The organism is Micromonospora sp. NPDC127501 (assembly GCF_040302185.1).
Lineage (GTDB): Bacteria > Actinomycetota > Actinomycetes > Mycobacteriales > Micromonosporaceae > Micromonospora.
This window is the reverse complement of record NZ_JBEORJ010000012.1, coordinates 208,507-228,182: the sequence shown is the minus strand read 5'-3', so window position 1 is coordinate 228,182 and position 19,676 is coordinate 208,507. Positions and strand designations below refer to the sequence as shown.

Below are 19,676 nucleotides of genomic sequence, written 5' to 3'. Positions count from 1 at the left end.
GCCCATCGCCATCCCCAGCCATGCCTGACCAGGGCCGATCCGCAACACACTGAGGGTATATACGCGAGGTATACCCTCGGTGTAGTCTGCTGGGCATGAGCGTGCCACTGACCCTTCTCGGACTCCTCGAACGCGAGCCCAGCCACGGTTACGACCTGAAGCGCGACTACGACGCCTTCTTCGGCCGAGGCAAGCCACTGCCGTTCGGCCAGGTCTACTCCACCCTCAGCCGACTGGCCCGCGACGGCAAGGTGGTGATCAGCGACGTCGCGCCGGGCTCCGGCCCCGACCGCAAGCGCTACATCATCACCGACGTCGGCGCGACCGAGGTCGAGCAGTGGCTGACCCAACCGGTCGACCCGGAACCACACCTGCAGACGGTGCTCTTCGCCAAGGTCGTGCTCGCGCTGATGCTGGACCGCCCGGCCGCCGAATACCTCGACACCCAACGCAGCGCGCACCTGCACCGGATGCGTGAGCTGACCGAGATCAAGCGCGCCGGCAGTCTGGTCGACGCGCTGCTCGCCGACCACGGCCTCTACCACCTGGAGGCCGACCTCCGATGGATCGAGATGACCGGCGCCCGCCTGGACGCCCTACGGAAAGAGGTGCGGCCGTGAGCGTCGTGATCGAAGCGCGCGACGTCGAGTTCTCCTTCGGCCCGACCCCCGCCCTGCGCGGCGCCAGCGTCGCCGTGGAGGCGGGCGAGATCCTCGCCGTCATGGGCCCCAGCGGCTCGGGAAAGTCCACCCTGTTGCACTGCCTGGCCGGCATCCTGGTGCCCGACTCCGGCGAGATCCTCTTCGACGGGGCCCGGGTGCACGCCATGGCCGAGACCGAACGCAGCAGCCTGCGCCGGGACCGGTTCGGTTTCGTGTTCCAGTTCGGTCAACTCGTCCCCGAGTTGACCGCTGTGGAGAACGTCGCGCTGCCGCTGCTGCTCAGCGGCGTACGCCGCAAGCAGGCGCTGCCCAAGGCGTACGACTGGTTCGCGCGCCTCGGGCTGGACGGCCTGGAGCAGCGGCGCTCGGGTGAGCTCTCCGGCGGGCAGGCGCAACGGGTCGCCCTGGCTCGCGGCCTGGTCGCCGAGCCGCAGGTGCTCTTCGCCGACGAGCCGACCGGCGCGCTCGACTCGCTCACCGGCGAGCAGGTGATGGACCTGCTGGTCGGCGCCGCCCGCGAGCAGGGCACCACCGTCATCCTGGTCACCCACGAGCCGAGGATCGCGGCGTACGCCGACCGCGAGGTCATGGTCCGCGACGGGCGCGTGAACGCGCCGGACCGGATCGCCTCGTGATCCGCTTCGGGCTCCGCCTCGCCGTGGCCGGCGGCCGTGAGGCGCTCACCCGCCTGATCGTCATCGCCGCCGCCGTCGCGGTCGGCAGCGGGCTGCTGCTGACCACCCTCGCCGGGGTCAACGCTGTCAACTCCCAGCTCACCCGGTACGCATCGGTGTATCCCAACGCCTCGACGGCGGGTGACGCCGATCCCCTGCTGTGGTCGACCCGGGAGGACTACTTCCACGGCAAGCAGATCATCCGGATCGACGTCGCAGCCACCGGGCCGAGCGCCCCCACTCCGACCGGCATCCCGAGCACGCCCGGCCCCGGGGAGTACTACGCCTCCCCCGCCCTGCGCGACCTGCTGGCCGCTCACCCGGCCGACGAACTCGGCGAGCGCTATCCGGGGCGCGCCGTCGGCACCGTCGGCCCGGCCGCACTGACCTCACCGGACACCCTGCTCGTCATCATGGGTCGCACCCCCGACGAGGTGGCCGCGCTGCCCACCGCCACGAAACTCACCCGCGTCGGCGACACCCCCGCGCTCCCCGAGACCACGATGAACCTCATCCTGGGCGTGATCGCCGGAGGGTTGCTGTTCCCGGTGCTGATCTTCATCGGCACCGCCACCCGGCTCAGCGCCGCCCGCCGGGAGCAACGCTTCGCCGCGATGCGCCTGGTCGGCGCCACACCGAGGCAGATCTCGATGGTCGCGGCCGTGGAGGCGACCGTCGCGGCCGTCGTCGGCACCGCTGTCGGCTTCGCCCTGTTCTACGCGCTGCGCGGCCTGATGGCCGGCATCCCGTTCACCGGCATGCCGTTCTTCCCCAGCGACATGTCGCTGGGCGTGCTGGACGTGCTGCTCGTTGCGCTCGGCGTCCCGGCCGGGGCGGCGGTGGCGGCCCAGGTCTCGCTGCGTCGCGTGCGGATCTCGCCGCTGGGCGTCACACGGAGGGTCACCCCCCGCGCGCCCAGCGCGTACCGGCTGATCCCGATCCTGCTCGGCCTTGCGGTGCTGTTCTTGGCCATCGGCTTCCGCCCTCCGACGTCCGACGGCCAGACCGCTGTGTTCCTGCCCGCCCTGCTGCTCATCATGGCCGGGCTCGTCCTCGCCGGCCCGTGGTTGACGATGGTCGGCGCCCGCATCCTGGCCCGGTACGCCAACCGCCCGGACACGCTCATCGCCGCGCGCCGCCTCGCCGACAACCCGAAGGCCGGCTTCCGGGCGATCAGCGGGATCATGCTCGCCCTCTTCGTCACGAGCGTGGCCGTGGGTGTGATCACCACGATCGTCGCCAACCGCGGCCCGGCCCCGGTCGGGTCGACCGAGGCGGGACAGGTGTCTCTCTACCTTCCCGAGGACGCGCCGGCGGCGCCCGACACGCTCTTCACCGAACTGCGCTCGGTCACCGGTGTGCGGTCCGCGACCGCGGTTCGCGAGAATCCGGATTGGATGAGTGCCAGCGAGCCCGGCCTGATCGCGTGCACGGACATCCCGAGCGCGTACGGGCGGTGCGCCGAGGGCGCCACCGTCGCGGAGGTGGCGACGGGCCTCGTCCCCTTCCGGGAGTCGGCGTCCTCCGCCAGGGTCTGGCCCTCCGCGTCGGTTTCGCTCGACGATCTCCCACGGCTGCCGGTGATGTCGATCGTCGTCGACACGGACGGATCGGCAGCCGCCGTCGAACGCACGCGCACCGCCCTCGAGGCCGCCTTCCCGGCCTTCCAAGTGGCACCGAACGTGCCCGGTGACTTCGAGTCGGAGTTCGCCAACACGCTGCGCGGCTGGGAACAACTGGCCAACGTCATCATCGTCGCCAGCCTCGCGCTCGGTGGGTGCAGCCTCGCGGTCAGCGTCATCGGCGGTCTCACCGAACGCCGACGCCCGTTCAGCCTGCTGCGGCTCAGCGGCGCTCCGGTGCGGGTCGTGCGTCGGGTGGTGGCGCTGGAGAGCGCCGTGCCGATGCTCGCCGTCGCCGCCGTCGCCATCGGCATGGGCCTGCTCGCCGCCCACCTGTTCCTACGGGCGCAGATGGACTACACCCTCGTCGCGCCGCAGCCGGGCTTCTACGTGATCGTCGTGCTCGGGTTGGCAGCCTGCCTCGGCGTCATCGCCTCCACCCTGCCGCTGCTGGAACGCATCACCGGGCCGGAGACCGCCCGCAGCGAGTAGTCGTCATCCCGTCGGCCCGGTGGTGGTGAGAGCTACCACCGGGCCGAGGACGAAGACGGCGGGCGGGCCGACGCCCTCCCGGCCGGCGGCTGCGCCGATCTCGTCGAGCCGGGCGCGCACCGATCGCTGGTCGGGCAGCCCGGCGTCCTGCACGGCCAGCACCGGGGTCTCCGGGGCACGGCCGTGCTCGATCAGCACGGTCGCGATCTTGGCGATGGTGTCGACGGCCATCAGCAGCACGACAGTGCCCCGGGCCCGGGCCAGCGCCGCCCAGTCGACCAGCGAGTCCGGGTGCCCGGGCGGCAGGTGCCCGGAGACCACGGTGACGTCGTGCGCCACGCCCCGGTGGGTCACCGGCACGCCGGCGAGGGCCGGCGCGGCGATCGCGCTGCTCACCCCGGGGACCACCGTCACCGGCACGCCGGCCGCCACGCAGGCCTGCACCTCCTCGTGGCCGCGCCCGAAGACGTACGGGTCACCACCCTTGAGCCGGACCACCCGACGACCGGCGCGGGCATGCGACACCAGCGCCTCGTTGATCGCCTCCTGGGCCATCGACGGGCCACGGGGCACCTTCGCGGCGTCGACCACCAGCACGTCGGGGCGCAGCCCGGCGAGCAGCCCCTGCGGGGCGAGTCGGTCGACCACCACGACGTCCGCCGCGTCGAGCAGCGCCTTGCCACGTACCGTGATCAGGTCGTCGGGCCCCGGCCCGCCACCGACCACCGCGACCGAGCCGTGGTCGTGGTCGTGGTGTGCGTGCCCGTGGTGGTGGTCGTGCCCGTCGTGGTGGTGGTGGCCGACCGGGTCGTCCGGGTGGTCGTGCGGGCGTTGCGGGCGACCCACCTTGTCCGCGAAGCCGGGCATCAACACCCGGTAGGCGCAGGTGTCGCAGTTCATCCGGATGTCCCCGCCCAGCGCCTCGGCGTACCGCTCTCCGACAAGGTCGGCGAGGGCGTCACAGTCGCCGATCACCTCGGCGACCCGGACGTCCAGGTCGGGGTGGGCGGCGGCGAACTCCGCCGACTGGGCGACGATCCGGTCCGGCAGCACCCCGGCGAACAGGAAGTACGGCGCCACCACGATCCGCCGTGCGCCGAGGCGGCGCAGGCGCTCCAGCACGGCCGGCACCGACGGAGACGCCAGGGAGATGAACCCCGGCTCCACGCCCGCGTAGCCGCGTCCCTCCCAGAGCAGCCGGGCGACCTTGGCGACCTCCGCGTTGGCGTCCGGGTCGGTGGACCCCCGCCCGATCAACGCCACCCACGTGCCGGCCCGGTCGGCACCAGCCAGTGCGGCGTCGATGCGCTGTTCGAGGGCGTCGTGCAGCAGCGGGTGGGGGCCGAGCGGGCGGCCGTAGCGGTAGCTCAGCCCGGGGTGACGCTGCTGCTCCCGGGCCATCGCGGCGGGGATGTCGCCCTTGCCGTGACCGGCGCCGGTGAGCACCAGCGGCAGCGCGACGAGGGCCCGGTGCCCCCGGGCGACGAGCGCGCCGACGGCGTCGGTCAGTGGTGGGCGGGACAGCTCGATGAAGCCGCCCTCGACGTCGCCGATGTCACCGCGACCGCGGACCCGCTCGACGAGAGCGGCGAACTGCTCGACCCCGGCCGCGCTGCGCGTACCGTGTCCGACGATGACCAACCCGGTCATGACTTCTCCTCGACGTAGAGCAGGGCGTTGAGGGCGGCGGCGGCGACCGCCGAGCCACCCTTCTCCCCCACGTTGGACACGGCGGGCAGGCCGCTGGCCCGCAGCGCCGCCTTCGACTCGGCGGCGCCCACGAAGCCGACCGGCAGGCCGACGACGAGCGCCGGTGCGGCGTCCAGGCTGAGCAGTTCGACGAGCGCGGTGGGCGCGCAGCCGACCACCCAGATCGCTCCGGTCCCGACCCGCTCCAGGGCGATCCGGACGGCCGCCGCCGAGCGGGTGATCCCGGCCGAGCGGCCCAGCGCGGCGGCGGCCGGCTCGGCGACCGGGCAGACCAGCTCCAGGCCGGCCCGGGTGATGCCGGCGGCGACCATCGCCACGTCGGTGACCACGGGCGCGCCGGCGCGCAGCGCCGCCAGCCCCGATTCCAGGGCGGCCTCGTCGCAGACCAGCTCGTCGACGTACGCGAGGTCGGCGCTGGCGTGCACCACCCGCTCGGTCACCGCGCGGCTCAGCGGCGGCAGGTGCGACAGGTCGACGCGCTCGCGCAGGATGCGGTACGACTCGGCCTCGATGGGGTGCACCACCCGGCTCATCGGGCTCCTTCACAGGGGTCGGGCTCGACGACGCGGATCGCGTCGACCGGACAGATCTCCAGGCACTCCAGGCAGCCGGTGCACCGGTCGGCGCGGACCGTGAGGCCACCGGCGACCGGTCGGATCGCGTGCGTGGGGCAGGTGAGCAGGCAGGCGCCGCAGCCCTGGCAGGCGTCGATCGTCACGAACGCCACCGGTACCCCCGGGGTGTGACCATCCGGCCGGCGACCAGCCGCGTGTCGCTGCTGCCGACGACCACGACGCTGTACATGTCGACGATGGCCGGGTCGAGCGTGGCCACTGTGGCGAGGTGCACCCGTTCGCCGGGGCGGCTGGCGTTGCGCACCACGCCCACCGGGGTGTCCGGTGACCGGTGCGCGGCGAGGATGCCGAGCGCCTTGCCGAGCTGCCAGTCGCGGGCCCGGCTGCGCGGGTTGTAGAACAGCGTCACGAAGTCACCCTCGGCGGCGGCGGTCACCCGCCGCTCGATGACCTCCCACGGGGTGTGCAGATCGGACAGGCTCAGGTAGGCGTGGTCGTGGCCGAGCGGCGCGCCGAGCAGCGCCCCGGCAGCGAGCGCGGCGGTGACACCGGGCACGCCCACCACGTCGATGCGCTCGTCGGCGTACTCCAGGGCGGGGCTGGCCATCGCGTACACCCCGGCGTCGCCGGAGCCGATCAGCGCGACCGCCCGGCCGGCGGCGGCCTCGGCGACGGCGGCGCGCGCCCGCGCCTCCTCCGCGCCCAGCCCGCTGGAGAGCACCCGGGTGCCGGGGCGGAGCACGTCGCGGACCTGCTCCAGGTACTGGTCGAGGCCGACCACCACGGCGGCGCGACGTAGCTCGGCCACCGCGCGGGGGGTGCGCAGGTCGGCGGCGCCCGGCCCGAGGCCGACGACGGCGAGCCGGCCGCGTGGCGCGTGCCGGGCCACCGCCACGGTGGCCATCGCCGTCGCGGTCTTGCCCACCAGCAGCGTCGCGTCGTCGGACCGGCCGTCCGGGCCGAGCAGGGCCGCGGCCTCCGCCACGCTCGGCGTGCCGACAGCGGCGCGGACCACCTCGCTGGGGTGCGGCACGTCGACCGCCGCCAGCCGCGTCGCCGGCCAGGTCACCAGGCGTACGCCGAGCGCGTCGACGGTGCTGCGGATGCCCGCCTCGTCGGCCTTGATGTCGGCGGTGGCCACGCAGCGCAGGCTCGCCGGGTCGAGGCCGGCCTCGGCCAGCACCCGGTGCAGCAGTTCCGCCACCTCGGCGGCGGGTACGCCTCGACTCGCGCCCACCCCGGCGACCAACGACGGCGGCCGCAGCACGGCGGTCCGCTCGTCGGGTGACACGACCCGGTCGGTGATCAGCAGCCGGTACCCGTCGTCGGTCGGGTCCTCGTCGGCGGCGCGCACATTCGGGGGCAGGGCGGGCAGCGGCCAGTCGGCGTCGGCGATCAGCCGGACCGGCTCGCCGTCCAGGATGGCCCGGGACACTGCGGCGACCGCGCCCTGGACCGGCCAGCCGAGGGTGTCCAGCCCCGGCAGGTCGACAGCGTCGGTGGCGGTGGTGATCACCGGTTGAGCGTCCAGCAGGGCGGCGACCTGCTCGGCGAGCGCGTTGCCCCCACCGGCGTGCCCACCGAGCAGCGCCACGGCGTGCCGGGCCGCCTCGTCGACGACCACCACCGCCGGGTCGGTGCGCTTGTCGTCGAGCAGCGGCGCGACGATCCGCACCACCGCCCCGGTGGCCAGGAACGCGATGACCGCGTCACAGCCGGCCCAGGCGGTCCGCAGCGCGTCGGCGACGGTCTCCGCCTCGACCAGCCGGGCGTGCGGCCAGGCGGCGGTCACTGTGTCGGCGTGCCGGCGGCCGGCGGCGGTGGCCGCCACCAGGCCGATCCGGGCGGGCGGGTTCTGGTCGGTCACTGGCGCTCCCCGGTGAGGACGACCACCGGGTTGGTGGCCGCGAGGCGGATCGACCCGCCGGGCAGGTCGGCGAGGCGGGCGGCGGAGAGCTGGCTGCCCTCGACCGTGTAGCCGGCGGCGCGCAGCAGACCCACGGCCGGTGCGACCCGGTCCAGTGCGGCCAGGGTGAGCACCACCCGCTCGGGCCGGCGGGCCACCACGGCGGTGAGGACGTCGACGCCGCCACCGCCGATGAAGACCGCGTCGGGTTCGGGGAGGTCGGCCAGTGCCGCCGGGGCACGTCCGGTGACCAGCCGGAGGTGCACGGCGTGGGCGGCGGCGTTGGCCTGGACGGTGGCACCGGCCTCGGGGTCCTGTTCGACGGCGAGCACGGCCGCGCCGAGCAGCGCGCACTCGATGCCGACCGAGCCGCTGCCCGCCCCGACGTCCCAGATCAGCCGGCCCAGTCGGGGGCGCAGCCGGGCGACGACGAGGGCGCGCACCTCCGACTTCGTGATCATGGAGTCGCGGTGGGCGTACCGGGCCTCCGGCAGCGCCCAGCCTCCGGCCGGCGCGGCGGCGGGCTGGTTGTCGGCGCGCATTCCGCCGGCCGCGCCCCTCTCGGGCGCAGCATCGGCGGGCACGGCGTTGGCGGGCACGGCGTCGGCGGGCACGGCGTCGGCGAGGCTGAGCAGGACGTGCGGGTCGGCCCAGGTCTCGGCGGCGGCCTGTTCGGGGGTCACCGCGCGGATCCGTTCGGCGGCGGTGCCCAGGTGCTCGGCGACCAGCAGGCGGCGGGACCAGCCGATCAGGCCGGCGCCCAACTCGGCCGCGCCGGCGCCGGGCGCGGTGAGCACCGCGACCAGTGGCAGCGCCCGGCAGGCGTTCACTGCGGCTCGGGGATCACGCCCGTGCGCGGTGACCACGGCGGCGCCGTCCCAGGGCAGTCCGGCGCGCGCGAACGCGGCGGCCACACTGGACACCGCCGGCACCACCCGCAGCGGCAGCCCGGACGCGCGCAGCCGCCGGACGATGCCGAACAGGCCGGGATCGCCGCTGGCCAGCACCACGGCCGGCACCCCGGCGTCGACGGCCTCGGCGAGGCGGCGCAGGGCGGGGGCGAGCGGTCCGAGGCTGATGGTGTCAGCGCCGGCCGGTACGGGCACCGCGGCCAGGTGCCGGGCGGCCCCGACCACCAGTCCGGCGGTGGCCAGCACCGGTGCGAGTGCGGGGTGCGGCGGTGCGCCCGCCGCGTCCAGGCCGACCACTGTCACGGCGGTCGCTGGCGCCGCCGACGCCGTCCGCGTCATCGGGGCCACCGGCCGGACGAGGCGACGACGTGCGCTCCGGCGAAGTCGACCATCGCCACGTCCACGGTGACCGTCGGACCGGCGAAACGCCGCAACACCTGGCGGACCCGCTGGCAGAGCAGGTCCCCGGCCGGGCCGAGCAGCCCGGCGGCCTCCCACAGCTCGTACGCGTGCCGCCCGGTGTTCGCCTCGGTCACGGCGGCGACGAGCGACGGGTCGCCTCCGGCCTCGGCGGTTACCGCGCCGAGCAGGGAGAGGTCCACCTTGGAGCGGGTGTAGTGGGTCATCAGGATGCCGGCCGCGAGTTTGGCGAGCTTGCCGGCCATGCCGACGAAGACCACCCCGGTCATCGCGTCACCGACGGCGGCGGTCACGGCGGCCCCGGTGAAGTCGCCGACCTCGACGAAGCAGACCTCGGGCAGGTCGGGCAGGAGCGTGCGGGCGGCCCGCTCGGTACGCCCTCCGGTGCAGAGCACCACTGTCGGCTCGCCCTGGGCGGCCATCACGTGCACGGCCTGCACGACGCTGGCGCGCCACGACGCGGTGGAGAAGGGACGGACGATCCCGGTGGTGCCCAGGATCGAGATACCGCCGAGGATGCCGAGCCGACGGTTGGTGGTCTTGCGGGCCATGATCTCGCCCCGGGGCACGCTGATCACCACCCGGACCCCGACCTCGCCGAGGTCGACCACCTCGGCCACCGCCTCGCCGATCATCCGGCGGGGGGTGTCGTTGATCGCCGGGCCGCCGACCGCGAGCCCGAGGCCGGGTTTGGTGACGGTGCCGACGCCGGCACCACCGGCCAGCCGCAGGCCGGGTACGTCGGTCCAGTTCACTGTTGCGGTCAGCTCGGCGCCGTGGGTGACGTCCGGATCGTCCCCGGCGTCCTTGACCACCACCGCTTCGGCCCGGACCGGTGGGGTGCCGGTCACCTCGCAGCGCTCCACCGGGAAGCGCACCCGACGTCCGGCGGGCAGCCCGATCTCCACCTCCTGCTGGGTGGTGCCGGTGACCAGCGCGGTGACCGCGGCCTTCGCCGCCGCCGTCGCGCACGCGCCGGTGGTCCAGCCGGTGCGCAGCGCGGTGGGCCGGACCTTCGCGGTGCGCGGCAGGTCCGGCTCGCGCAGCGGCGGCTCGGCGTACGTCATGGTGTGTGCCCCGGTGTGGCTGTCCCCCCGGTGCGGACGCCGGTCTGGCGGCGCAGCTCGGCGCGGGCGGCCGGCTCGGCCCGGCGGAAGGTGTGGAAGTGCCCGGGGTGGTAGAGGTGCGAGCGGGTGCCCTCGGCGGCGAGGGCCGGCCCGACCAGGAAGAGGGTGTGCTTCCACAGCTTGTGCTGCTTGACCGTCGCTTCGAGGGTGCCGACCGTGCAGCGCACCACCAGTTCGTCGGGCCAGGTCGCCTGGTACGCCACCACGGCCGGGGTGTCCTCCGGGTAGCCGCCGGCCAGCAGCTCGGCCTGCACCTGCCCGGAGCGGGCGGCGGAGAGGAACAGCGCCATGGTGGTGCCGTGCCGGGCGAAGTCGCGGAGCCGTTCGCCGGGCGGCATCGGGGTCTTGCCGCCTTCGAGGCGGGTGAGGATGACCGACTGGGCCACCTCGGGCACTGTCAGCTCGCGCCCGACGATCGCCGCGACGGCGGTGAACGACGACACCCCGGGCACGATCTCGACGGCCAGGCCGAGCTCCCGACACAGCTCCAGCTGCTCCTGCACCGCGCCCCACAGCGCCGGGTCTCCGGAGTGGATCCGGGCGACTCTCAGCCCCTGTTCGGCGGCACGCTGGTAGAGCGGCAGCACACCCTCGATGGGCAGCTGCGACGAGTCGACGATCTCCGCGCCGGGGCGGGCGTGGTCGAGCACGTCGGCGTGCACCAGGCTGGCCGCCCAGATCACGATGTCCGCCTCGGCGATCACCCGGGCGGCCCGCAGGGTCAGCAGGTCCGCCGCCCCGGGGCCGGCTCCGACGAACCACACGGTGCCGTCGCTGGTCACAGCTTTCCTCCTCGGTGCTCGCGGCGGGCCGGAACCAGCAGCGTCGACAGGTACGGCAGGTCGTGCTCGGTGTCGTCGACCGGCCCGATCCGTTCACCGGGCAGCCCCAGGCTGCGTCCGAGCACCGCGTCGGCGAGGCGGCCCTGCCGGCGCAGCTCGGCGAGCAGCTCCGGGTGCCGCCGCCAGCCCTTGTAGGCGACCACGGTGCCCGGCCCGGCGAGGGCGTCGGCGAAGAGCGCCAGGCCGGCGGTGGCCGGCAGCAGGGTGAGCGGCTCGCGTCCCTCGCAGAGCGGGGTCCCGCTGCGCGCCGCCAGCTCCTGCATGGCGGTGACGCCGGGCACTGTCGCCACCCGCACGGCCGGGCGTAGGGCGCGGACGCTCTGGGCCAGGTAGCCGAAGGTGGAGTAGACGTTGGGGTCGCCGATGGTGGCGAACGCGACGGACCGCGCACCCGCGTCGATCGCCTCGACCACCACCTGGGCGGCGTCGTCCCAGGCGGCCGCCCGGCGCGCGGTGACCCCACCCCGGTCGTCCAGCGCGAACGGCAGCCGGCGCAGCCGCTCCGCCGCGACGTGGGAGCGGACTGTCGCCTCGGCCCGCCCGGTGTCCGCACCCGGCGGCGTCGCACCGGCGGTCGCGGCGGGCGTGGCCCGGTCCGCCATCACGGGTACGAAGACCAGGTCGGCCTCGCGCAGCAGCCGCACCGCCTTGACGGTGAGCAGTTCCGGGTCGCCCGGGCCGACGCCGACCCCGGTGAGCGTGGCGTCGGTGCTCATCGGCACGCCTCGACCAGTCGACGGGCCGCGTCCGGGTGGCCGGCCCAGTGGGTGTGCAGGTAGGACGCGTGCACCCGACCGGCGACGAAGCCGTGCTCGGTGTCGTTCCAGCGCCACGCCGACGCGTCGCCGTGCCCCGGGTCGGTGGTGGTGCGGTGGAACTCGTGGCCGCGTACCGGCTCGCCGGCGCGCGCCACCGGGGAGTCGGTGACGGCGAGGGCCTCCCGGTAGCCGAGGGTGAGCCGGTCGGTCATCCGGGCGGTCAGGTCCAGTCGGCCGCACATCGGTACGCCGTCCAGGGACCGCCCGAGGTAGAGCAGCCCTGCGCACTCGGCCACGATCGGCCCGTCGAAGTCGGCCAGTTCGGCGCGGAGCCCGCTGTTGTCGGCCAGCGTCTGGGCGTACGCCTCGGGGAAGCCGCCGCCGATCACCACCGCCCGGGTGCCGGTGGGCAGCGCCGGGTCGCGTAGCGGGTCGACGGTGACGACGTCCGCGCCGGCCGCGGTGAGCAGTTCGGCGGTCTCCGCGTACGAGAAGGTGAAGGCCGGACCACCGGCGAGGGCGACCCGTGGTCGCTCGACGCCGGCCGGCCCGCCGACGGCGGCGACCGGGTCCCACGCCGGGGTGGTCAGCGGCGGGGCGGTCCGGGCCAGGGCGAGCACGGCATCGAGGTCCACTGTGGCCTCGACCAGCTCGGCGAGCGCGGTGACGATCGCGACTGATTCGGGTGCCCGCTCGGCGACCGGCACCAGTCCGAGGTGCCGGGCCGGCGCGGCCACCTCGGCGGCGCGGGTGACCGCCCCGAGCACCGGTACGCCCACCTCGGCGAGGGCGTCGCGCAGCAGCGTCTCGTGTCGCGGTGAGCCGACCCGGTTGAGGATCACCCCGCCGATCCGTACCGCCGGGTCGAACGCGGCCATGCCGAGGGTGAGCGCGGCGGCCGACCGGCCCTGCGCGGTGGTGTCCAGCACCAGCAGCACGGGTGCCTCGATCAGCCGGGCGACGTGCGCGGTGGAGGCGTAGTCGCGGCGGCCCACCGCACCGTCGTGCAGGCCCATGACGCCCTCCACCACGGCGATGTCGGCGGGGGTGGGGACGCTCGCGCCGTGTCGCAGCAGGGCGGCGATCCGGTCGGCCCCGACCAGGAACGGGTCGAGGTTGCGCCCGGGCCGCCCGGCGGCGAGGGCGTGGTAGCCGGGGTCGATGTAGTCGGGGCCGACCTTGTGCGGGCTGACCGTGAGGCCCCGTCGGCGCAGTGCGGCGAGCAGCCCGGTGGCCACCGTGGTCTTGCCGTGTCCGCTGGCCGGCGCGGCGACCACCACCCGGGGCAGCGACTGGTGCGCGCTCACCACTCGATGCCCTTCTGACCCTTCTGGCCGGCGTCCATCGGGTGCTTGACCTTGGTCAGCTCGGCGACCAGGTCGGCGGCGGCGACCAGGCGCGGGTCGGCGTCCCGACCGGTGATCACGACGTGTTGGAAGCCGGGGCGATCGGCCAGGGTGGCGACCACCTCGTCGACGTCCACCCAGCCCCACTTCATCGGGTAGGTGAACTCGTCCAGCACGTACAGCCCGTAGCGCTCAGCGGCCAGGTCACGCTGGATCTGCCGCCAGCCCTCCAGGGCGTCGGCGGCGTGGTCGGCGTCGCCGCCGCGCTGGATCCAGGACCAGCCCTCGCCCATCTTGTGCCAGGCCACCGGCGCGCCCTGGCCGGTGCGCTCGTGCACCTCGCCGAGCGCCCGGAAGGCGTTCTCCTCCCCCACCCGCCACTTGGCGCTCTTGACGAACTGGAACACCCCGACCGGCAGACCGGCCGTCCAGGCCCGCAACGCCAACCCGAAGGCCGCCGTCGACTTTCCCTTCATCTGTCCGGTGTGGACGATCAGCAGCGGCCGGTGCCGCCGCTGCCGGGTCGTCAACCCGTCAGCGGGCACCGAACTCGGTTGTCCCTGCGGCATCAGCCCGTCCCCCGTCCCGCGGGCACTCCTGCGCCCGCCTCTTCCGCGATCTTGCAGTTTGTGTTGGTCATATGTGCGTGTGGTCCGTTATGCCGCGACAGGAAGTGCAAGATCGCGGGGGTGGGTGAGGGCTTCCAGGGGGGTTCGGGGGGCCTTCAGCTGGGTGGCCAGGCGGGTGGCCAGGTGCAGGCGGACCGGGCCGGATTCGCAGTCGACGACCACGCACGGCGCCCCGGTGGCGGCCAGGACCTTCGCGGCTGCTGCCGCCCGGTCCAGCGGGCGGGTGCCGGCGGTGGCCCGGCCGTCGGTGACGATGAGGACCAGTGGGCGGCGCTTCGGGTCGCGCAGGCGCTCCACCCGCAACAGCTCCGCGGCGGCGAGCAGCCCCTCGGCCAGCGGCGTACGCCCGCCCGTGGGCAGCTCGGCCAGCCGGGTCGAGGCGGCCAGCACCGACGAGGTCGCCGGCAGCAGGGTCCGGGCGCCGGCACCCCGGAACGCGATCACCGCGACCTTGTCCCGCCGCTGGTACGCGTCGGTGAGCAGGGCGAGCACCGCGTCCTTCACTGTGGTCATCCGCTGCCGGGCACCCATGGAGCCGCTCGCGTCCACCACGAACAGCACCAGATTGCCCTCGCGCCCCTCACGGACCGCCTCGCGCAGGTCGTCCCTGCGCAGCCGCAGCGGACCGGTGAGCCGGCCACGGGCCGCCTGGTGCGGCGCGGCGGCGCGGATCGTCGCCGGCAGGTGCAGTGCGCCGACCCGACCCGCCGGCACCCGGGCGCCGGTGGTGCGGCCCCGCCCGGTGCGGGCCCGCGACCGTCGGCCCGGCACCCCGTCACCCAGGCCGGGCGCGGTGAGCACCCGCGCCTTCAGTCCACCCCGGGGTACGGCCACCGGCTGGGACTCCCCGCCGCCGGTCGGGTCGTCGGCACCGGTTGCCGACTGACGGCCACCGCGCGGGCGCGAGTTCTGGCCGTCGTCGTCGCCCCGGTCGCCCGGCTGGCTCTGCGGCCAGCCGTCGGTGCCGTCCGGGCCGTCGGTGCGCCCGTCCGGGCCGGCGTCGTTCCGCGCCGCCGAGTGCCCGGCCGACCCGGGTCCACAGTGGTCGGCGCCGTCGCCACCGTCGTCGCCGCCCTGCGGACCGTCGCCACTCGGGCCGCCACCGGCCGGGCCGCCCCCGCTCGGGCCGCCCCCGTTCGGGCCGCCGCCGCCACCGGCCGGGCCACCGCCCCGCGGGCCGCCGTCCGGGCCACGGTCGTCCGGGCCGGCGTCGTCCGGGTCGTCGGGGTGGGCGTCCTGGGCGCGCTGCAACGCCTCGTCGAGGCGCTTCTCGTCCAGCCCGGGGGTGTCGAACGGGTCGCGGCGGCGGCGGTGCGGCAGGGCCAGCCGGGCGGCCACCCGGACGTCGTCGATGGTGACCCGGTCCCGGCCGTGCCAGGCGGCGTGGGCGAGGGCGGTCCGGGCGGTGACGATGTCGGCCCGCATCCCGTCCACGTCGAACGCCGCACACACCTCGGCGATCTGCCGCAACGCGGCGTCCGGCAGTCGTACCCCGGGAAGTCGGCGGCGGGCGGCGGCCACCTGGCCGGCGATCTCCGCGTCGGCGTCGGCCCAGCGGGCGGCGAAGCCGACCGGGTCCGCGTCGGCGGCCAGCCGGCGGCGGACCACCTCGACCCGGATCTCCGGGTCCCGGCTGGCGCCCACCTCCACGGTGAGTCCGAACCGGTCGAGCAGCTGTGGGCGCAGCTCCCCCTCCTCCGGGTTCATCGTGCCGACCAGCAGGAACCGGGCCGCGTGGCTGACCGAGACGCCCTCCCGCTCGACGTGGCTGCGGCCCATCGCCGCCGCGTCGAGCAGCAGGTCGACGAGGTGGTCGTGCAGCAGGTTGACCTCGTCGACGTAGAGCACACCCCGGTGCGCGGCGGCGAGCAGGCCCGGCTCGAAGGCGCGTACGCCCTCGCCGATCGCCTTCTCCAGATCCAGTGCGCCGACCACCCGGTCCTCGGCGGCGCCCACCGGCAGCTCGACGAGGCGGGCCGGACGGGTCTCGGCGGCGGCGTCGGCCGGGTGCGGGCCGTCCGGGCAGGCCGGGTCGGGCTCGGCCGGGTCACAGCCGAACCGGCAGCCGGCCACCCGACGCACCGGGGGCAGCAGCGCGGCGAGGGCCCGCACGGCGGTGGACTTGGCGGTCCCCTTCTCACCCCGGACCAGCACCCCGCCGATCGCCGGGGAGACCGCGTTGAGCAGCAACGCCAGCCGCATGTCGGCCATGCCGAGCACCGCACTGAACGGATAGGTCGTGGTCACGGTCATGCCCGGTCCTCCAGGTCGCCCTCGCTGGCCAGGTACGTGTCGCGCAGCCGGTCGAGGGTGGCCGGCTCCGGCTTGGCCCACAGCCCCCGGTCGGCGGCCTCCAACAGCCGCTCGGTGATGCCGCGCAACGCCCACGGGTTGGACTGCTCCAGGAACTCCCGGGTCGTCTCGTCGAAGAGGTACGCGGCGGCCAGGTGCTCGTACATCCAGTCGTCGACCACACCGGCGGTGGCGTCGTAGCCGAACAGGTAGTCCACGGTGGCCGCCAGCTCGAACGCGCCCTTGTAGCCGTGCCGGCGCATCGCGGCGATCCACTTCGGGTTGACCACCCGGGCCCGGAACACCCGCCGGGTCTCCTCGCCCAGCGTGCGGGTGCGCACGTCGTGCGGCATCGCCGAGTCACCCACGTACGCCTGCGGTGACGTGCCGGTGAGGTGGCGGACCATCGCCACCATCCCGCCGTGGTACTGGAAGTAGTCGTCGGAGTCGACGATGTCGTGCTCGCGGGTGTCCTGGTTCTTCACCGCCACCGCGATCCGGGCGAACGAGCGCTCCATGTCGGCGCGCGCCTCCCGCCCGTCCAGGCCCCGGCCGTACGCGTAGCCGCCCCACACCGCGTACACCTCGGCCAGGTCGGCGTCGCTGCGCCAGGTCCGGGCGTCGATCAGGGGCAGCAGCCCAGCGCCGTAGGCGCCGGGCTTGGAGCCGAAGATCCGGGCGGTGGCCCGCCGCTCGTCGCCGTGCTCGGCGAGGTCGACGGCGACGTGCGCCCGCAGGTAGTTCTCCTCGTCCGGCTCGTCCAGGGCGGCGACCCGCCGGACGGCGTCGTCGAGCAGCGCCACCACGTGCGGAAACGCGTCGCGGAAGAACCCGGAGATGCGCACTGTGACGTCGACACGCGGGCGGCCCAGCTCGGCGGTCGGCACCACCTCGACGCCGGTGACCCGCCGGGACCGGTCGTCCCAGACCGGCCGGCAGCCCAGCAGCGCGAGCACCTCGGCGATGTCGTCGCCCTGGGTTCGCATCGCGCTGGTGCCCCACACTGTCAACCCCACCGAGCGGGGGTACGTCCCGGTGTCGGCGAGGTGCCGGGCCAGCAGCGAGTCGGCGAGGGCCACCCCGACGTCCCAGGCGTTGCGGCTGGGGATGGCCTTCGGGTCGACGGAGTAGAAGTTGCGGCCGGTGGGCAGCACGTTGACCAGGCCCCGGGTGGGTGAGCCGGAAGGGCCGGGCGGCACGAACCTCCCGTCCAGCGCCCCGAGGGTGTTGGTCAGCTCGTCCGTGGTGCGGTCCAGTCGGGGCACCAGCTCGGTGGCGGCGAAGTGCAGCACCGCGGCGACGTCCGGCATCGACCGACCGGTCACCTCCGTCACCACGGCGTCAACCGTGTCCACCGCCCAGTCCAGGGTCTCCATGCCCACGACCAGCCGCCGCGCGAGGGCCTCGATGAGGTCGATCGCGTCGGCGGCGGTGCCGGCCGGCCCGTCCACCACGTCGGTCAGCGCGGCAGGCAGCGCCAGTCGCTGTCCCGGCGACGCGAGCAACTCCTGCTCGTCGAGGGAGTACGCGACGGCCAGGGCCTGTCGCAGGCCGGGCAGGGCCCGGGCGCCGCCCCAGATCTGCGGGGCGCGCAGTACCGCGAGGACCAGGTTGACCCGGGGCTCGCCGGTGGGCGCGTCGGCGAGGATGTGCAGCCCGTCGCGGATCTGCACGTCCTTGACCTCGCACAGGTACCCGTCGAGGTGCAGCACGAAGTCGTCGAAGTCGTCCGCGTCGGGCATCGCCTCGGCGTGCAGGTCGTGGTGCAGCTCGGCGGCGCGCACCAGGTCCCAGATCTGGGCCCGCACGGTCGGCACCTTGGCCGGGTCGAGGGCCTGCACTGTCGCGTACTCGTCGAGCAGTTGTTCCAGCTTGGCCAGGTCGCCGTAGGTCTCGGCGCGGGCCATCGGCGGGACCAGATGGTCGACGACCACGGCGTGCGCCCGCCGCTTGGCCTGGGTGCCCTCGCCGGGGTCGTTGACGATGAACGGGTACACCAGCGGCAGGTCGCCGAGGACCGCGTCGGGTGCGCAGTCGGCGGCCAGGCCGAGGCCCTTGCCGGGCAGCCACTCCAGGGTGCCGTGCTTACCGAGGTGCACCACGGCGTCCGCGCCGAAACCGCCGTCCGCGACCGGCGCGGTCAACCAGCGGTACGCGGCCAGGTAGTGGTGGCTGGGCGGCAGGTCCGGGTCGTGGTAGATGGCGATCGGGTTCTCCCCGAAGCCGCGGGGCGGCTGGATCAGCAGCACCACGTTGCCGAAGCGCAGCCCGGCGAGCACGATGTCGCCGCCCTCGGTGTACAGCTCGCCCGGCGGCTCACCCCAGTGCTCCCGCATCCGCTCGCGCAGCTCGGCCGGGACCTCGTCGAACCAGCGCCGGTACGTCGGTCCCGGAATCCGGGCCTCGGCGGCGGCCAACTGGTCCGGGGTGAGCCACTCCACGTCGTGACCACCGGCGGCGATCAGCGCGTGGATCAGCGCGTCGCCGTCGTCGGGCGGTGGCGTGTCACCCAGGTCGTAGCCGGCCTCGGTCAGCGCGGCGAACAGCCGGACCGCCGAGGCCGGGGTGTCCAACCCGACGGCGTTGCCGACCCGGGAGTGCTTGGTGGGGTACGAGCTGAGCACGACGGCGACCCGCTTGTCGGCGTGCGGCACGTACCGCAGTCGGGCGTGGCGCACCGCGATCCCGGCGACCCGGGCGGCCCGCTCGGGATCGGCGGCGTAGACCGAGAGCCCGTCGGCGTCGATCTGCTTGAACGAGAACGGCACGGTGACGATCCGGCCGTCGAACTCGGGGATGGCCACCTGCATGGCGGCGTCCAGTGGGGACAGGCCGGCGTCGCTGTCGGCCCACTGCGCGCGGGTGCTGGTGAGGCAGAGCGCCTGGATGACCGGCACGTCCAGGGCGGCCAGGGCACCGACGTCCCAGGCGTCCTCGTCGCCGCCACCGGAGGCGTCCGCGGCGACCGCGCCGCCGGCCGCGAGCACCGTGACCAGCAGCGCGTCACAGCGGGCGAAGAGCCCGAGCGGGCCGGCGCCCGCGGTCAGCCCCCGCAGCGAGCCGCAGAAGATCGGTAGCGGGTTGGCTCCGGCTTTGTGGACCGCGTCCGCGAGCACGTCGACGAAGTCGGTGTTGCCGGCGAGGGCGTGCGCCCGGTAGAAGACGATTCCCACTGTGGGCCGGTCCGGGTCGGCGGGGTGTTCGCCGTGCACGCCGTACGCCGGGGTGGGCGCGGGTGCGGCGAACCCCTCGCCGGTGAGCAGCACCGTGTCGCAGAGGAACCGGGCCAACTGTCCGAGGTTGTCCGGGCCGCCTTCCACCAGGTACGCCAGCGCCTGGGTGACGACCCCGGACGGCACGGTGGAGATGGCCATCAGCTCCGCGTCGGGCAGCGCCTCGCCGCCGAGCACGACCGTCGGCACGCCGGTGGCGAGCACCGCGGCGAGGCCGTCCGGCCACGCCTGCCGACCGCCGAGCAGGCGTACGACGACGAGGGCGACCCCGTCGAGCAGGGCGGGCACCTCCTCGACGGCGACCCGGGCGGGGTTGGCCAACCGGTAGTCGGCGCCGCTGGCGCGGGCGGCCAGCAGGTCGGTGTCGGCGGTGGACAGCAGCAGGATGCGCACGGCAGGCTCCGGAAAATGACGCCCTGGGCCCTCACGGGGGCGACCGGGGCGATGCGGGTGGGTACGGCGTCAGCCGGTACGACG

At 74.9% G+C, this 19,676-nt stretch carries 15 protein-coding genes; 3 read left to right on the top strand and 12 right to left on the bottom strand.

The window, feature by feature from the left end; all coding sequences use genetic code 11:
• Positions 1–95: 95 nt before the first annotated feature.
• The 3 genes from ABTW72_RS25855 to ABTW72_RS25845 are packed head-to-tail and all read left to right on the top strand — an operon-like array spanning position 96 to position 3,450.
• The gene (locus tag ABTW72_RS25855; protein WP_091398392.1) at positions 96–620 is read left to right on the top strand and encodes a PadR family transcriptional regulator; all 525 of its coding nucleotides are present in this window, start codon (positions 96–98) and stop codon (positions 618–620) included.
• The gene (locus ABTW72_RS25850; RefSeq protein ID WP_350862628.1) at positions 617–1,297 is read left to right on the top strand and encodes an ABC transporter ATP-binding protein; all 681 of its coding nucleotides are present in this window, start codon (positions 617–619) and stop codon (positions 1,295–1,297) included. Before ABTW72_RS25855 ends, ABTW72_RS25850 begins: the two co-directional genes overlap by 4 nt.
• Positions 1,294–3,450 (top strand): ABC transporter permease, encoded by a 2,157-nt coding sequence (locus tag ABTW72_RS25845; protein WP_350862625.1) that lies wholly within the window; start codon positions 1,294–1,296, stop codon positions 3,448–3,450. The genes ABTW72_RS25850 and ABTW72_RS25845 overlap by 4 nt, the downstream gene beginning before the upstream one ends.
• 3 nt (positions 3,451–3,453) lie before the next feature.
• On the opposite strand, the gene cobA is transcribed toward ABTW72_RS25845, so the two are convergent.
• The 12 genes from cobA to cobN form a co-directional block, all read right to left on the bottom strand.
• Positions 3,454–5,100, bottom strand: a complete 1,647-nt coding sequence (gene cobA / locus ABTW72_RS25840) for a uroporphyrinogen-III C-methyltransferase (protein ID WP_350862622.1) — start codon at positions 5,098–5,100, stop codon at positions 3,454–3,456.
• A complete protein-coding gene (locus tag ABTW72_RS25835; RefSeq protein ID WP_350862619.1) occupies positions 5,097–5,693 on the bottom strand; it encodes a precorrin-8X methylmutase in 597 nt (198 codons plus the stop codon). The genes cobA and ABTW72_RS25835 overlap by 4 nt, the downstream gene beginning before the upstream one ends.
• Positions 5,690–5,887, bottom strand: coding sequence for a DUF362 domain-containing protein (locus tag ABTW72_RS25830; RefSeq protein WP_112601048.1), 198 nt, complete (start codon positions 5,885–5,887; stop codon positions 5,690–5,692). Before ABTW72_RS25830 ends, ABTW72_RS25835 begins: the two co-directional genes overlap by 4 nt.
• Positions 5,875–7,602, bottom strand: coding sequence for a precorrin-3B C(17)-methyltransferase (gene cobJ, locus ABTW72_RS25825; protein WP_350862616.1), 1,728 nt, complete (start codon positions 7,600–7,602; stop codon positions 5,875–5,877). The genes ABTW72_RS25830 and cobJ overlap by 13 nt, the downstream gene beginning before the upstream one ends.
• A complete protein-coding gene (gene cbiE, locus ABTW72_RS25820; RefSeq protein WP_350862613.1) occupies positions 7,599–8,891 on the bottom strand; it encodes a precorrin-6y C5,15-methyltransferase (decarboxylating) subunit CbiE in 1,293 nt (430 codons plus the stop codon). Before cbiE ends, cobJ begins: the two co-directional genes overlap by 4 nt.
• Entirely contained in the window at positions 8,888–10,039 is a 1,152-nt protein-coding gene (locus ABTW72_RS25815) for a cobalt-precorrin-5B (C(1))-methyltransferase (RefSeq protein WP_350862610.1), read from the bottom strand. The genes cbiE and ABTW72_RS25815 overlap by 4 nt, the downstream gene beginning before the upstream one ends.
• Positions 10,036–10,881, bottom strand: coding sequence for a precorrin-4 C(11)-methyltransferase (cobM, locus tag ABTW72_RS25810; RefSeq protein ID WP_350862607.1), 846 nt, complete (start codon positions 10,879–10,881; stop codon positions 10,036–10,038). The genes ABTW72_RS25815 and cobM overlap by 4 nt, the downstream gene beginning before the upstream one ends.
• Entirely contained in the window at positions 10,878–11,657 is a 780-nt protein-coding gene (gene cobI, locus ABTW72_RS25805; RefSeq protein WP_350862604.1) for a precorrin-2 C(20)-methyltransferase, read from the bottom strand. Before cobI ends, cobM begins: the two co-directional genes overlap by 4 nt.
• Complete coding sequence (locus ABTW72_RS25800; protein WP_350862601.1) at positions 11,654–13,009, bottom strand: cobyrinic acid a,c-diamide synthase CobB; 1,356 nt, start codon at positions 13,007–13,009, stop codon at positions 11,654–11,656. The genes cobI and ABTW72_RS25800 overlap by 4 nt, the downstream gene beginning before the upstream one ends.
• A complete protein-coding gene (cobO, locus tag ABTW72_RS25795; protein WP_112673096.1) occupies positions 13,003–13,614 on the bottom strand; it encodes a cob(I)yrinic acid a,c-diamide adenosyltransferase in 612 nt (203 codons plus the stop codon). Before cobO ends, ABTW72_RS25800 begins: the two co-directional genes overlap by 7 nt.
• Before the next feature lie 87 nt (positions 13,615–13,701).
• A complete protein-coding gene (locus ABTW72_RS25790; RefSeq protein WP_350862598.1) occupies positions 13,702–15,927 on the bottom strand; it encodes a magnesium chelatase subunit D family protein in 2,226 nt (741 codons plus the stop codon).
• Positions 15,924–19,592, bottom strand: a complete 3,669-nt coding sequence (gene cobN, locus ABTW72_RS25785) for a cobaltochelatase subunit CobN (protein WP_350862595.1) — start codon at positions 19,590–19,592, stop codon at positions 15,924–15,926. Before cobN ends, ABTW72_RS25790 begins: the two co-directional genes overlap by 4 nt.
• Positions 19,593–19,676: the final 84 nt, after the last annotated feature.